The sequence below is a fragment of the Pseudomonas chlororaphis subsp. piscium genome (genome assembly GCF_003850345.1).
In the GTDB taxonomy this organism is placed as follows: Bacteria; Pseudomonadota; Gammaproteobacteria; order Pseudomonadales; family Pseudomonadaceae; genus Aquipseudomonas; species Aquipseudomonas piscium.
Map to the genome: position 1 here is coordinate 1,683,428 of NZ_CP027707.1, position 13,318 is coordinate 1,696,745.

The window sequence follows — 13,318 nt, forward strand, 5'->3', positions numbered from 1 at the left end:
AGGAGCGATAGACCGAGGGTGTCGATACGCCTATACTTGAAACATTGTTTGATGGGATTTAACAATGATTTACAAAAACAGTGAGCTATAACATGCACACGCATCTAAATCGCGTCCAGACATTCCTGGCGGTTGTCGATTTCGGTTCCTATACCAAGGCGGCCAACTACCTGTGCATCAGCAAAGCCATGGCCAGCCTGCATGTCAAGGCGCTCGAGGAAGTTTTGTCGGCGACCCTGTTGATCCGCAATACCCGCAATATATCCCTGACGGAAATAGGCCAGGACTTTTATAACGAGTTCAAGGGCATTGTCGCGGACATCGACAATGCCTTCGAGAATGTCCTGCATGGGCATAATCGTATTTCCGGAAAGTTGCGTTTCAGTTCAACTAGTGAGTATGGTGAGCGCTATATACTGCCGATCATTTCCAAGTTCACCGAACGTTATCCGGAGATCCGTCTTTGTTATAACTTCAACTCTTCGTTGAATGACCTTGTGGCGGAAAAACTCGACCTGGTGATCCGCCTGGGCAACCTCGCCGACTCGGCTTTCAAGAGCCGCAAGCTGGCCGATTACGAAATCGTCCTGGTGGCCAGCCCGGACTTTCTGGCGCGCCATCCGGTGGGCGAGCCCCTGGACCTGAACAGCGTGCCGTGGATCGCCAACAGCAACCTGCAAGGGCCGACCAACTGGACCCTGAGCCACCCGCTACTGGGCCAGGTCGAAGTCAACGGGCCCAATCATTTCGAGTCCAATTCCTCCACCGCCATTCGCGCCATGACCCTGTCGTCCCTGGGGGTGTCGGTACTGCCCGGCTGGGTGGTCGAGGACGACCTGGCGAGCGGCCGGCTGGTGCGCTTGCTGCCCGACTACGTCTTGCCTTCGCAGTCGGTGAACGTGGTGTTCCCCAACAGTTCGCACTTGCCGCACAAGTCGCGGGCGTTCATCGATTTCCTGTTGCTGCACCTGGGGCAGTGATGGGCGATACTCGGCGCGTTCGTGGCATCACTTGTGGGGAACCCAATGCCGTTGCAATCCTTGACCAGCCTGGCCGCCGTCGATCCGCAGCAATGGGACGGCCTGCTCAGTGACGGCCAGCCGTTTCTGCGTCACGCCTTTCTCAGTGCGCTGGAAGACAGCGGCAGCCTCGGTCCGCGTTCCGGCTGGCAGGCCGAACACCTGTTGCATGTGCAAGACGGGCGCTTGATCGCGGCGCTGCCCAGCTACCGCAAGTGGCACTCCTACGGCGAGTACGTGTTCGACCATGGCTGGGCCGACGCCTGCGCCCGGGCCGGCATCGAGTATTACCCCAAGCTGCTGAGCGCCGTGCCCTTCAGCCCGGTCAGCGGCGCGCGGCTGCTGGCGGCGAGCCTGGAGGACGGCCTCGAACTGCTGCAAAGCCTGCCCGGTTACCTGGAGATCGAAGGGCTCTCCAGCGCCCATATCAACTTCACCGACACCTTTACCGATGCCGCCCTGGCCGGGCAAGCCGACTGGCTGCAGCGCCTGGGTTGCCAGTTCCATTGGCAGAACCGCGGCTATCGGGACTTCCAGGATTTTCTCGATACCCTCAGCTCGCGCAAGCGCAAGCAGATGCGCAAGGAACGCGAACAGGTGGCGGGGCAGGGCATCGAGTTCGAGTGGCTCGAAGGCCGGCAACTCAGCGAAGCGCAGTGGGATTTTGTCTACGCCTGTTACGCCAACACCTATGCGGTGCGGCGCCAGTCACCCTACCTGACCCGGGCCTTTTTCAGTCTGCTGGCCGAGCGCATGCCCGAGGCCATCCGCGTGGTGCTGGCCAAGCAGAACGCCAGGCCGGTGGCCATGGCCTTCAGCCTGATCGGTGGCGACAGTTTTTATGGGCGTTACTGGGGCTGCCTGGCGGAGTTCGATCGCCTGCATTTCGAAACCTGTTTCTACCAGGGCATGGACTACGCCATCGCCCAGGGCGTGCAGCGTTTCGACGCCGGGGCCCAGGGCGAGCACAAACTGATTCGGGGGTTCGAGCCGGTGATTACCCGGTCCTGGCACTACCTGCGGCACCCAGGCCTGAAAGCGGCGGTGGAAGATTTTCTCCAGCAGGAGCGGGTGGGCGTGCTGGCTTACGCCGAAGAGGCGAGGGCCGCGCTGCCGTATCGGCAGGCGTGACCCTCGGGGTGCTGTCAGCTGTCTTCCTTGCCCAGCCAGCGATAGATGCCACCGCCGACCACCGCGCCGAGAATCGGCGCCAGCCAGAACAGCCACAGTTGCTGGATCGCCCAGCCACCGACGATCAAGGCCGGCCCGGTGCTGCGCGCCGGGTTGACCGAGGTGTTGGTCACTGGAATCGAGATCAGGTGGATCAGCGTCAGCGCCAGGCCGATGGCGATCGGCGCGAAGCCCACCGGCGCACGTTTATCGGTGGCGCCGAGGATGATCACCACGAACATCCCGGTCATCACCAGCTCGCTGACAAAACCCGCCGCCAGTGAGTAGCCCCCCGGCGAATGTTCGCCATAGCCGTTGGAGGCCAGCCCGCTGGCCAGCTCGAAACCGGGCTTGCCGCTGGCGATGAAGTACAGCAGCGCCGCGGCGATCACCCCGCCTATCACTTGCGCGACGACATAGGCGGGCAGTTCCTTGAGCGGAAAACGCCCGCCGACCACCAGGCCGACGGACACCGCGGGGTTGAGATGACAGCCGGAGATATGGCCGATGGCGAAGGCCATCGTCAGGACGGTAAGACCGAAGGCCAGCGCCACGCCCAGCAGGCCGATCCCGACATCCGGAAACGCGGCCGCCAGTACGGCACTGCCACAACCACCCAATACCAGCCAGAAGGTACCTAACAACTCAGTGACTGAACGTTTGAACAGCGACATAGAAGTTATTCCTTATCGATCCGATAAAGCCGTTATGCAGCCGTGCAGCCTGGCTACAGGCCCTGCACCAGAACCTAGGCTCTGAGTACAGCAGGCTTTTTTTACAATTCCAGTGTGAAAAAAAACGCCAGGGCCCGGTGTAAAGGGCTCTGGCGTTTTCTGTAGCCGCTGCCGAAGGCTGCGATCGACCGCGCAGCGGTCGTAAATCTTGCAACCTTGATCTGCCTGAGGGAGCGCATTCACCGGTTTGCGACTGCTTCGTCGGAATGCCGCCCAAGCCGATCGCAGCCTCGCGGGCTCGGCAGCGGCTACTGGGCTACGGTCAGTCGATACCGACAAACCCTCCGGTCTGGTGCTGCCACAGGCGCGCATACAGGCCACCCTGGGCCAGCAGTTCGGCATGGCTGCCGGTCTCGGCGATGCGGCCTTTCTCCAGGACCACCAGGCGGTCCATGCGGGCGATGGTCGAGAGCCGGTGGGCGATGGCGATCACGGTCTTGCCCTGCATCAGGGTCTCCAGGCTTTCCTGGATCGCCGCTTCGACTTCCGAGTCCAGGGCCGAGGTGGCCTCGTCCATGATCAGGATCGGCGCATCCTTGAGCAGTACCCGGGCAATGGCGATGCGCTGGCGCTGGCCGCCGGAGAGTTTCACCCCACGCTCGCCGACGTGGGCATCGAAGCCGGTACGGCCCTGGGCGTCGGAGAGTAGCGGGATGAACTCGTCGGCGCGGGCCTTGCGCACCGCTTCCCAGAGTTCCTCGTCGGTGGCGTCGGGCTTGCCGTACAGCAGGTTGTCGCGGATCGAGCGGTGCAGCAACGAAGTGTCCTGGGTGATCATGCCGATCCGTTCGCGCAGGCTTTCCTGGGTCACCTCGGCGATGTTCTGGTTGTCGATCAGGATGCGCCCGTCCTGCAGGTCATAGAGCCGCAGCAACAGGTTGACCAGGGTCGACTTGCCGGCGCCGGACGGGCCGATCAGGCCGATCTTCTCCCCCGGCTTGATGATCAGGTTCAGGTCGCTGATGACCCCGGTCTTTTTCCCGTAGTGGAAGTCCACATGCTCGAAACGCACTTCGCCGCTGGCCACCGCCAGGCGTGGCGCCTGTTCGCGATCGCTGACGCTGATGGGCTGGGCGATGGTCTGCAGGCCGTCCTGGACCATGCCGATGTTCTCGAAGATGCCGTTGACCACCCACATGATCCAGCCGGACATGTTGACGATGCGGATCACCAGGCCGGTGGCCAGGGCGATGGCGCCGACCGAGATCAGCGACTGGGTCCAGAGCCACAGGGCCAGGCCCGTGGTGGAGACGATCAGCAGGCCGTTCATGGCGGTGATCACCACGTCCATGCTGGTGATGACGCGCCCGGCCAGCTGGCTTTTCTCGGTCTGTTCGCCGATGGCTTCGCGGGCGTAGTTCTGCTCGAAGTGGGTGTGGGCGAACAGCTTGAGGGTGGTGATGTTGGTGTAGCCGTCGACGATCCTGCCGACCAGCTTGGAGTTGGCGTCCGAGGAAATCACCGCGCGTTTCTTGACCCGTGGCACGAAGTACCGCAGGGCGCCGATGTAGCTGGCGATCCAGATCAGCAGCGGGATCATCAGGTGCCAGTCGGCCTCGGCGAACAGCACCAGGGCGCTGACCGCGTAGATCAGCACATGCCACAGCGCGTCCACCGCCTGCACCGAGGAGTCGCGCAGCGAGTTGCCGGTCTGCATGATGCGCTGGGCGATGCGCCCGGCGAAGTCGTTCTGGAAGAAGTTCAGGCTCTGCTTGAGCACATAGCTGTGGTTCTGCCAACGAATCAGGCTGGTCATGCCCGGGCTGATGGTCTGGTGCACCAGCAGGTCGTGCAGGGCGACGAACAGCGGGCGGAAGATCAGCGCGACCACTGCCATCCAGGCCAGCTCGAGGCCGTGGGTCTTGAAGATCTCGACATTGGGCGTGCCCTGGGCCAGGTCGATGATCGTGCTCAGGTAGCTGAACAGCGACACTTCGATCAGCGCCACGAACAGGCCGACCACCAGCAGGGCGACGAAGCTCGGCCAGACCTGCTTGATGTAATAGAGGTAGAAGGGCAGTACGCGGTTGGGGGGAGCGGCAGTGGGAGCGTCGCGGAAAATATCGATCAGCTGTTCAAAACGACGATAGAGCATGGGATCTGACGCCCGCGTGGCGGGCTCTCCTTATCAGTAAGCAGGCGGAGCACTGCACCAGTGCTCCGCCGGGACTCCCGGTGACGCATTAGTCGATGCGCTTGGCCGACTTGATCAGCACGGGGTCGATCGGCACGTTCTGCATGCCTTGTTTGGTGGTGGTCTGCGAGTTGACGATCTGGTCGACCACGTCCATGCCGCTCACCACTTTGGCGAACACCGCGTAACCGGCATCGCGGCCCGGATCGAGGAAGGCGTTGTCGGCGACGTTGATGAAGAACTGGCTGGTGGCCGAGTTCGGGTTCGAGGTGCGGGCCATGGACAGGGTGCCACGTACGTTATGCAGGCCGTTGCTGGCTTCGTTCTTGATCGGGTCGCGGGTTTCCTTCTGCACCATCTGCGGGGTGAAGCCACCGCCCTGGACCATGAAGCCCGGGATCACCCGGTGAAAGATGGTGTTGGTGTAGAAGCCGCTGTCGACGTAGTCGAGGAAGTTCTTGCTGGAGATCGGGGCCTTGACCGGGTCCAGTTCGACTTCGATCTTGCCGAAGCTGGTGTCCAGCAGGACGTGAGGCGCCTTGGCCGGTTGGGCGGCCATCAGGTTGGCAGCGAACAGAACGGAGCCGGCGACGAGGGCGATTTTTTTCAGCATGGGTCAGTGATCCTGGGTGGTGGTGTCGACTGCGGTTAAAAACTCGAGCAGGGTTTGGTTGAAGCGTTGCGGCTGGTCCAGCGGCGTGGCGTGACGCGAATCGGCGATCACCACCAGGCGCCCGTCGGGCAGCAGTTTCACATAGCTTTCTTTCAGTGCGACCGGGGTGTAGTCACGGTCGGCGCTGATGACCAGGGTTGGACAGGCGACTTGCGAAAGTCGTTCCTGAACCCCCCAGCCAACGATGGCATCGAAGCTTGCGAGATAAGCACGTTTGTCGTTTTTTGCCCAGCGCTCGGCCATCTTTTGCCGCAGCTCGCCCTGCTCCGGCTTGGGGAACAGTTTGCCGCCCAGGGCGATGCCGATGGCTTCGAGGCTGAGCAGGCGCATCAGGCTCCAGCGCTTGAACCATTGCCAGGCGTCGTTGGCGCTGCGGATCTTCACCTCGGGCGCGCTGTTGACGATGCACAGGCTTTTCAGCAGCCCGGGCTGATCCACCGCAAGCTGGAAGGCGATCATGCCGCCCATGGACAGGCCCGCCAGATGCACCCGCGAAAGCTTCAGGTGCTCCAGCAGGGCGACCAGGTCGGCGCTGAAACCGGCGATGCTGTAGGGCTCGCGGGGCTTGTCGGAGCGACCATGGCCGCGCACGTCGGGCAGGATCAGGCGGTAGTGGGCGGACAGCTCGGCGATCTGCTTTTCCCAGTCCTGGGTGCTGGAACCGAGCCCGTGAACCAGCACCAGCGGTTCGCCATGGCCGTATTCCTCGTAGTGCAGGGTGCATCCTTCGTGTTCGAAATAGGCCATGGCTGAATTCCTGTTCAGGCGCGTGGAGGGTTCAAGTGTGGGTTCAGGCTTGTTCCGGGGCGGCGAACGGTGCGTCCAGCGGCGCGGTGTCGAAGGTGCGCAGCAGTTCGACGAGGATCTGCGTGGCCGGGCCCAAGGGTTTGTCCTTGTTCGAATACAGGTAGAAGGTCGGGTGCCGGCTGCCGCCCTGGTCCAACGGTAGCACCTTGAGCAGGCCCTCCCGGAGTTCGCGTTCGATCATATGGCGCGGCAGCCAGGCAAAGCCCAGGCCGCTGCCGACGAAGGTGGCGGCGGTGGCCAGGCTGCCGACGGTCCAGCGCTGTTCGGCGCCGAGCCAGCCGACGTCCCGCGGCTGCTGGCGACCGGAATCGCGGATCACCACTTGCAGCTGGCTTTCCAGGTCCTGGAAGTTCAGCTCGCGGTTCAGGCGGTGCAGGGCGTGTTCCGGGTGGGCCACGGCGACGAACTCCACCGAGCTCATTTCCGTGCCCAGGTAGCCGGAGATATTGAAGCCGCTGATGGCCAGGTCGGCCACGCCTTCGAGCAGCACCTCTTCGACCCCCGACAGCACTTCCTCGCGCAGGCGTACCCGGCAGCCGCGGCTTTGCGGCATGAAGGCGGTCAGGGCACGGACCAGGCGCGCGTTGGGGTAGGCGGCGTCCACCACCAGGCGCACTTCGGCTTCCCAGCCCTGTTCCATGTGGTGGGCCAGGTCTTCCAATTGGCTGGCCTGTTTCACCAGTTGCCGCGAGCGGCGCAGCAATACGCCGCCGGCCTCGGTGAGCACGGCCTTGCGTCCATCGATACGCAGCAGCGGCACGCCCAGTTGGTCCTGCATGCGCGCCACGGTGTAGCTGACAGAAGATTGCGAACGGTGCAGCGCCTCGGCGGCCTGGGCGAAGCCGCCGTGGTCGACCACGGCCTGCAGTGTCCGCCATTGATCGAGGGTAACGCGGGGCGCTTTCATGAGGAGCTCCTCTTGTCCTAAGCTGGCGCTCCTTATTGGAGACTGCCGAATGAGAAAAATCTGTTGTGTGTTGCTGGCCCTGCTGCCGCTCAGTGCGTTCGCCTATCCCATCGACGTGAAGAAACACCTCGAAGGCGTGAGCATCGACTACACCGCCTACGACACCGATGCCGATATCGGTTCGATCCAGGTGAACAACTACGGCACCACCGATGCCGCCTGCACGGTGGTCTTCCGCAACGGCCCCGAAGCCCCGCGCACGCGCAAGGTGGAAGTGGCGGCCGGCAAGTTCAAGAACGCCACGGCCAAGTTCAACCGCAGCATCATCAAGCTGCGCATCGACCTGACCTGTACCGCCAAGTAAGCGCAAAGCGGAGCAGGGTGCGCGGCCTGCTCCGCTTATAAACGAATTTATTGATTGGTTATAGCAGTTATTTGCGCTTTTTCATCGATATGACTCTGTTTAATCTGCGCTCCATCGACCTACAGCATTCCCGATGGAGGCTACATCCCATGTCCCGCGTTCTGATCATCGAAAGCAGTGCCCGTCAGCAGGATTCCGTTTCCCGTCAGCTGACCCAGACCTTCATCAAGCAATGGCAAGCGGCCCACCCGGGCGACCAGATCACCCTGCGTGACCTGGCGGTAACCCCGGTGCCGCACCTGGACAGCAACCTGCTGGGCGGCTGGATGAAACCCGCCGAGCAGCGCAACGAGATCGAAGAGGCCTCGCTGCAGCGTTCCAACGAACTGACCAATGAACTGCTGGCCGCCGACGTGCTGGTGATGGCCGCGCCGATGTACAACTTCGCCATTCCGAGCACCCTGAAAGCCTGGCTGGACCACGTGCTGCGCGCCGGTGTGACCTTCAAGTACACCGAAACCGGTCCCCAGGGCCTGCTCAACGGCAAGCGTGCCTATGTGCTGACCGCTCGTGGCGGCATCTACGCCGGCAGCACCGCGGATCACCAGGAACCCTACCTGCGCCAGGTCATGGGTTTCATCGGGATCCACGACGTCGAGTTCATTCACGCCGAAGGCATGAACCTGGGCGGCGACTTCCAGGAGAAGGGCCTGAACCAGGCCAACGCCAAACTGGCCCAGGTCGCCTGATCCGTTAATCGCCAGATAATCGCGCGGTGGTCTAGTAGGCCCTGCGCTCCCCTTCAAGTTTGTTTGCGCATCGAACCTCCCTTTGCACTTGTTGCTCCTGAGTGCTCCGGCCCGATTGAACGCTTTGCGAGATCGGGCTTTTTTTTGCCCGCGATTTATCACTCCTCTGTAGGAGCGAGGCTTGCCCGCGATCCACGCAAGCGGCCAGACTTTGCGTTGCCTGTCGGATCGTTATCGCAAGCAAGCTTCGCTCCTACAGACGCGGGGATTGTCTGCCGGATGTTTCATTGTTCGGGGCAAAACCGCTATCGTCGCCGCCTCTTCAAGACGAGGCGAGCATGGGCTATCTACTTTTTGTCACGCTGATCCAGGCGTTTTCCTTCAGCCTGATCGGCGAATACCTGGCCGGGCATGTCGACAGTTATTTCGCGGTGCTGGTCCGGGTGCTGCTGGCCGGGCTGGTGTTCATCCCGCTGACCCGCTGGCGCCAGGTGGAGCCGGCGTTCATGCGCGGCATGCTGCTGATCGGCGCCTTGCAGTTCGGCGTGACCTACGTCTGCCTGTACCTGAGTTTCCGCGTGCTGACGGTGCCGGAGGTGCTGCTGTTCACCATCCTCACGCCGCTGCATGTGACCCTGATCGAGGACGCGCTGAACCGGCGCTTCAACCCCTGGGGCCTGCTGGCGGCGCTGGTGGCGGTGGCCGGGGCGGCGGTGATCCGCTACGACCGCATCAGCCCGGATTTCTTCATGGGCTTCTTGCTGCTGCAACTGGCCAACTTCACCTATGCCGCCGGGCAGGTGTTGTACAAGCACCTGGTGGCGCGCCATCCGAGCGACCTGCCGCATTACCGGCGTTTCGGCTACTTCTACCTGGGGGCGCTGGCGGTGGTGTTGCCGGCCTTCCTGCTGTTCGGCAAGCCGGACTTCCTGCCCGAAGCGCCGTTGCAATGGGCGGTGCTGCTGTTTCTCGGGCTGGTGTCCACCGCGCTGGGGCTGTACTGGTGGAACAAGGGCGCCTGCCTGGTCACTGGCGCGACCCTGGCGGTGATGAACAACCTGCATGTGCCGGTGGGGCTGCTGATCAACCTGTTGATCTGGAACCAGCATGAAGAGCTGGGGCGTCTGTTCCTGGGGGCGTTGGTGATTCTGGCGGCGGTGTGGATCAGCCGTCGCGGCGTAAAAACCGCGATTACCGCCACTGCCCTGTAGGAGCGAGGCTTGCCCGCGATAGCGATCTGGCAGACACCGCGAGGTCAGGCCGCTGCGCGGATCGCGAGCAAGCTTCGCTCCTACAGATAGGCAGATAGAGCAGATAGGCGGATAGAGGGTTGATCGCCCCGGGGAATGGGCGATCAGGCGGGGGTTACAGCGCGCGTTTTTCCGCCTCGGGGATATGGCTGGCGCCCAGCACCGCTGGCAGCAGGCCGGCGCGCAGGTCGTTGCCGCTCGGCTGCTGATACAGGCTCAGGCCGAACTCCGGCATCACCGCCAGCAGGTAATCGAAGATATCGCCCTGGATACGCTCGTAGTCGGTCCACGCCGTGGTGCGGGTGAAGCAGTAGATTTCCAGCGGAATGCCCTGGGCGGTGGTCTGCATCTGGCGGACCATGCAGGTCATGTTCGGCTGGATGTCCGGATGGCTCTTCAGGTACGCCAGGGCGTAGGCGCGGAAGGTCCCCAGGTTGGTCATGCGGCGGCGGTTGGCCGACATGGCGGCGACATTGCCCTGGGCTTCGTTCCAGCTCTTGAGCTCGGCCTGCTTGCGACTGATGTAGTCGGTGAGCAGGTGGACCTTGCCCAGGCGCGCCTCTTCCTCATCGTTGATGAAGCGCACGCCACTGGCGTCGATGTACAGGCTGCGCTTGATCCGCCGGCCACCGGACTGCTGCATGCCGCGCCAGTTCTTGAACGACTCGGACATCAGGCGCCAGGTAGGGATCGAGACAATGGTCTTGTCGAAGTTCTGCACCTTGACCGTGTGCAGGGTGATATCCACCACATCGCCGTCGGCGCCGACCTGGGGCATTTCGATCCAGTCGCCGACCCGCAGCATGTCGTTGCTGGTCAGCTGCACGCTGGCGACGAACGACAGCAGGGTGTCCTTGTAGACCAACAGGATCACCGCCGACATGGCGCCCAGGCCGGACAACAGCAGCAGCGGCGAGCGGTCGATCAGGGTGGCGACGATGATGATCGCGCCGAACACGAACAGCACCATCTTCGCCAGCTGCACATAACCCTTGATCGAACGGGTGCGCGCGTGTTCGGTACGGGCGTAGATGTCCAGCAGGGCGTTGAGCAGGGCGCTGATGGCCAGCACCTGGAACAGGATGGTGAAGGCCAGGGCCAGGTTGCCGAGGAACACCAGGCTGGTCTTGCTCAGCTCCGGCACCAGGTGCAGGCCGAACTGGACCACCAGCGACGGGGTCATCTGCGCCAGGCGATGGAACACCTTGTTCTGGCGCAGATCGTTGAGCCAGTGCAGGGAGGGCTGGCGGCCGAGCAGCTTGACCGCGTGCAGGATGAGGTAGCGCGCCACTCGTCCGACGAGCAGGGCCACCACCAGCAGGATGACCAGGGCCAGGCTGGAATGCAGGAGCGGGTGCTCATCGAGCGCCCCCCAGAGGTCTTGAACGTTGAGCCAGAGCTGTTTGAAATCCATGGGGTCAGAAGCTTCCTCTATGAGACGAGACGAATCGATTAGAACATTTAAGCCGTCGAAAGTTACCGTTAAGGACGAATCGCTGACAAAAACCAATTGTTTACTGTGGTTTGCGTGAAAGAAACTCGGCCTTCGCGCCCGAAACCGTTACCCTATGCAGCTGTTTTTTTGCATATCTTCGAGGTAGCACCCGTGTTTTCCCAATTCGCCCTGCACGAACGCCTGCTCAAAGCCGTGGCCGAGCTTAAATTTGTCGAGCCAACGCCTGTGCAGGCAGCGGCCATTCCGCTCGCGCTCCAAGGGCGTGACCTGCGGGTGACGGCACAGACCGGCAGCGGCAAGACCGCCGCTTTCGTCCTGCCGATCCTCAATCGCCTGATCGGCCCGGCGAAGATCCGCGTCAGCATCAAGACCCTGATCCTGCTGCCGACCCGCGAACTGGCGCAGCAGACCCTGAAGGAAGTCGAACGCTTCTCGCAGTTCACCTTCATCAAGGCCGGCCTGATCACCGGCGGCGAAGACTTCAAGGTCCAGGCCGCGATGCTGCGCAAGGTGCCGGATATCCTGATCGGCACCCCGGGTCGCCTGATCGAGCAACTGAACGCCGGCAACCTCGATTTGAAAGAAGTGGAAGTGCTGGTCCTCGACGAAGCCGACCGCATGCTCGACATGGGTTTCGCCGACGACGTGCAGCGCCTGGTGGACGAGTGCCCGAACCGTCAGCAGACCATGCTGTTCTCCGCCACCACCGGTGGCTCGGGCCTGCGCGAGATGGTCGCCAAGGTCCTGAACAACCCTGAGCACCTGCAGCTCAACGCGGTCAGCCAGCTGAACGACACCACCCGTCAGCAGATCATCACTGCCGACCACAACCAGCATAAAGAGCAGATCGTCAACTGGCTGCTGGCCAACGAGACTTATCAGAAGGCCATCGTCTTCACCAACACCCGCGCCATGGCCGACCGTATCTACGGCCGACTGGTGGCCCAGGAGTACAAGGCGTTCGTCCTGCACGGTGAGAAAGACCAGAAGGACCGCAAGCTGGCCATCGACCGCCTGAAGCAGGGCGGGGTGAAAATCCTCGTCGCCACCGACGTCGCCGCCCGCGGCCTGGACGTCGACGGCCTGGACCTGGTGATCAACTTCGACATGCCTCGCAGCGGCGACGAATACGTGCACCGCATCGGCCGTACCGGCCGTGCCGGCAACGACGGCCTGGCCATCTCGCTGATCTGCCACGGCGACTGGAACCTGATGTCGAGCATCGAGCGCTACCTCAAGCAGAACTTCGAGCGCCGCACCATCAAGGAAGTCAAAGGTACCTACGGCGGGCCGAAGAAGGTCAAGGCCTCCGGCAAGGCCGCCGGCGTGAAGAAGAAAAAGACCGACGCCAAGGGCGACAAGAAAAAAACCGCGGCCAAGGCCCCGACCAAACGCAAGACCGCCAACCGGCCGAAAAGCGATGCCCTGGTCAGCCAGGACGGCATGGCGCCGCTCAAGCGCCGCAAGCCAGCACCGGCTGCCGAATAAGCCGTAGCGCAAGACAAAAAGCCCGGACCCTGTCCGGGCTTTTTATTGGCCGGTGATCAGCTATTGGCCTTTTTCTTGGCTGTGCCTTCACTGGCTTGGGCCCTTCGATGACTTGACTTCTTTGCTGGAACCCCCGTTGCAGAGCCTCTCTCCTGCACCGGCCGGCAGGATGAATGATTGACGCCAAAATGATGGCCAATTAACATATTGATATCATTTTGATACTAATGCGTCTCGAGGGATCGAACATGTACTCACCCGCCCTCGCGGGGAGGTTGTGCCTGGCTTTGCTGTGCTTGACTCCGCTACACCTCGTTCATGCTGCTCCCACCCCCGGTGACACCGATCTGATCCGCGAACGCCAGGACCGCCTGCTCGAAGAGCAGCGCCGGCGCCTGGAAGAACTCAAGGAGCTGCCCGGAAAAGAGGCCGCTCCTACAGCGCCAGCGGCACCTGTCGACAGCTGCTGGCCTCCGACAGCTTCGAAGGCGGTGGCGGCAACTGGAGCAACGATGGCCTGATCGCCAGTGACGGCAGCCTGAACCTGCAACTGTCGGGCGCCTACGG

At 62.5% G+C, this 13,318-nt stretch carries 12 protein-coding genes and 1 pseudogene; 7 read left to right on the plus strand and 6 right to left on the minus strand.

Annotated elements, in window-relative coordinates; translation table 11 throughout:
- The first annotated feature begins 92 nt into the window (after positions 1 to 92).
- Together C4K38_RS07700 and C4K38_RS07705 are read left to right on the plus strand one after the other, a co-directional pair.
- A complete protein-coding gene (locus C4K38_RS07700; protein WP_053277876.1) occupies positions 93 to 980 on the plus strand; it encodes a LysR family transcriptional regulator in 888 nt (295 codons plus the stop codon).
- 45 nt (positions 981 to 1,025) lie between these two features.
- A complete protein-coding gene (locus C4K38_RS07705) occupies positions 1,026 to 2,150 on the plus strand; it encodes a GNAT family N-acetyltransferase (RefSeq protein WP_053277877.1) in 1,125 nt (374 codons plus the stop codon).
- Between the two features lie 14 nt (positions 2,151 to 2,164).
- Here the strand turns inward: C4K38_RS07705 and aqpZ are convergent, their stop codons facing one another.
- The 5 genes from aqpZ to C4K38_RS07730 form a co-directional block, all read right to left on the minus strand.
- Positions 2,165 to 2,863 (minus strand): aquaporin Z, encoded by a 699-nt coding sequence (aqpZ, locus tag C4K38_RS07710; RefSeq protein ID WP_053277878.1) that lies wholly within the window; start codon positions 2,861 to 2,863, stop codon positions 2,165 to 2,167.
- 322 nt (positions 2,864 to 3,185) lie between these two features.
- Positions 3,186 to 5,018 carry an ABC transporter ATP-binding protein gene (locus C4K38_RS07715; RefSeq protein WP_053277879.1) on the minus strand — a complete coding sequence of 611 codons (1,833 nt, stop codon included), beginning with the start codon at positions 5,016 to 5,018 and terminating at the stop codon, positions 3,186 to 3,188.
- An 88-nt stretch (positions 5,019 to 5,106) separates the two neighbouring features.
- Positions 5,107 to 5,670 carry a peptidylprolyl isomerase A gene (locus tag C4K38_RS07720; RefSeq protein WP_007920626.1) on the minus strand — a complete coding sequence of 188 codons (564 nt, stop codon included), beginning with the start codon at positions 5,668 to 5,670 and terminating at the stop codon, positions 5,107 to 5,109.
- A gap of 3 nt (positions 5,671 to 5,673) precedes the next feature.
- On the minus strand, positions 5,674 to 6,477 hold the full coding sequence (locus C4K38_RS07725; protein WP_053277880.1) for an alpha/beta fold hydrolase: 804 nt from the start codon (positions 6,475 to 6,477) through the stop codon (positions 5,674 to 5,676).
- A 43-nt stretch (positions 6,478 to 6,520) separates the two neighbouring features.
- The gene (locus C4K38_RS07730; RefSeq protein WP_025805103.1) at positions 6,521 to 7,444 is read right to left on the minus strand and encodes a PA3225 family LysR-type transcriptional regulator; all 924 of its coding nucleotides are present in this window, start codon (positions 7,442 to 7,444) and stop codon (positions 6,521 to 6,523) included.
- A 49-nt stretch (positions 7,445 to 7,493) separates the two neighbouring features.
- On the opposite strand from C4K38_RS07730, the gene C4K38_RS07735 reads away from it, so the two are divergent.
- The 3 genes from C4K38_RS07735 (at position 7,494) to C4K38_RS07745 (ending at position 9,768) form a co-directional block, all read left to right on the plus strand.
- Entirely contained in the window at positions 7,494 to 7,808 is a 315-nt protein-coding gene (locus tag C4K38_RS07735) for a hypothetical protein (protein ID WP_025805104.1), read from the plus strand.
- A gap of 149 nt (positions 7,809 to 7,957) precedes the next feature.
- Complete coding sequence (locus tag C4K38_RS07740) at positions 7,958 to 8,557, plus strand: FMN-dependent NADH-azoreductase (protein WP_053277881.1); 600 nt, start codon at positions 7,958 to 7,960, stop codon at positions 8,555 to 8,557.
- 338 nt (positions 8,558 to 8,895) lie between these two features.
- Positions 8,896 to 9,768 (plus strand): carboxylate/amino acid/amine transporter, encoded by an 873-nt coding sequence (locus C4K38_RS07745; RefSeq protein ID WP_053277882.1) that lies wholly within the window; start codon positions 8,896 to 8,898, stop codon positions 9,766 to 9,768.
- 154 nt (positions 9,769 to 9,922) lie between these two features.
- Here C4K38_RS07745 and C4K38_RS07750 read toward each other — a convergent pair whose 3' ends face one another.
- Complete coding sequence (locus C4K38_RS07750; protein ID WP_038581308.1) at positions 9,923 to 11,221, minus strand: mechanosensitive ion channel family protein; 1,299 nt, start codon at positions 11,219 to 11,221, stop codon at positions 9,923 to 9,925.
- A 192-nt stretch (positions 11,222 to 11,413) separates the two neighbouring features.
- Between C4K38_RS07750 and C4K38_RS07755 the strand changes: the two genes are divergently transcribed.
- Positions 11,414 to 12,751 (plus strand): DEAD/DEAH box helicase, encoded by a 1,338-nt coding sequence (locus tag C4K38_RS07755; protein WP_007920640.1) that lies wholly within the window; start codon positions 11,414 to 11,416, stop codon positions 12,749 to 12,751.
- 248 nt (positions 12,752 to 12,999) lie between these two features.
- Positions 13,000 to 13,224 (plus strand): annotated as a pseudogene (locus C4K38_RS32855) (ShlB/FhaC/HecB family hemolysin secretion/activation protein); the annotation flags it as partial.
- Between the last annotated feature and the right edge of the window lie 94 nt (positions 13,225 to 13,318).

Excerpts from the sequence above, each read along its gene's own strand:
- C4K38_RS07740 (WP_053277881.1), top strand. The coding sequence starts at position 7,958 with ATGTCCCGCGTTCTGATCATCGAAAGCAGTGCCCGTCAGCAGGATTCC.
- C4K38_RS07700 (WP_053277876.1), top strand. The coding sequence starts at position 93 with ATGCACACGCATCTAAATCGCGTCCAGACATTCCTGGCGGTTGTCGAT.
- C4K38_RS07745 (WP_053277882.1), top strand. The coding sequence starts at position 8,896 with ATGGGCTATCTACTTTTTGTCACGCTGATCCAGGCGTTTTCCTTCAGC.
- C4K38_RS07720 (WP_007920626.1), bottom strand. The coding sequence starts at position 5,670 with ATGCTGAAAAAAATCGCCCTCGTCGCCGGCTCCGTTCTGTTCGCTGCC.
- aqpZ (WP_053277878.1), bottom strand. The coding sequence starts at position 2,863 with ATGTCGCTGTTCAAACGTTCAGTCACTGAGTTGTTAGGTACCTTCTGG.
- C4K38_RS07715 (WP_053277879.1), bottom strand. The coding sequence starts at position 5,018 with ATGCTCTATCGTCGTTTTGAACAGCTGATCGATATTTTCCGCGACGCT.
- C4K38_RS07705 (WP_053277877.1), top strand. The coding sequence starts at position 1,026 with ATGCCGTTGCAATCCTTGACCAGCCTGGCCGCCGTCGATCCGCAGCAA.
- C4K38_RS07725 (WP_053277880.1), bottom strand. The coding sequence starts at position 6,477 with ATGGCCTATTTCGAACACGAAGGATGCACCCTGCACTACGAGGAATAC.
- C4K38_RS07750 (WP_038581308.1), bottom strand. The coding sequence starts at position 11,221 with ATGGATTTCAAACAGCTCTGGCTCAACGTTCAAGACCTCTGGGGGGCG.
- C4K38_RS07735 (WP_025805104.1), top strand. The coding sequence starts at position 7,494 with ATGAGAAAAATCTGTTGTGTGTTGCTGGCCCTGCTGCCGCTCAGTGCG.
- C4K38_RS07730 (WP_025805103.1), bottom strand. The coding sequence starts at position 7,444 with ATGAAAGCGCCCCGCGTTACCCTCGATCAATGGCGGACACTGCAGGCC.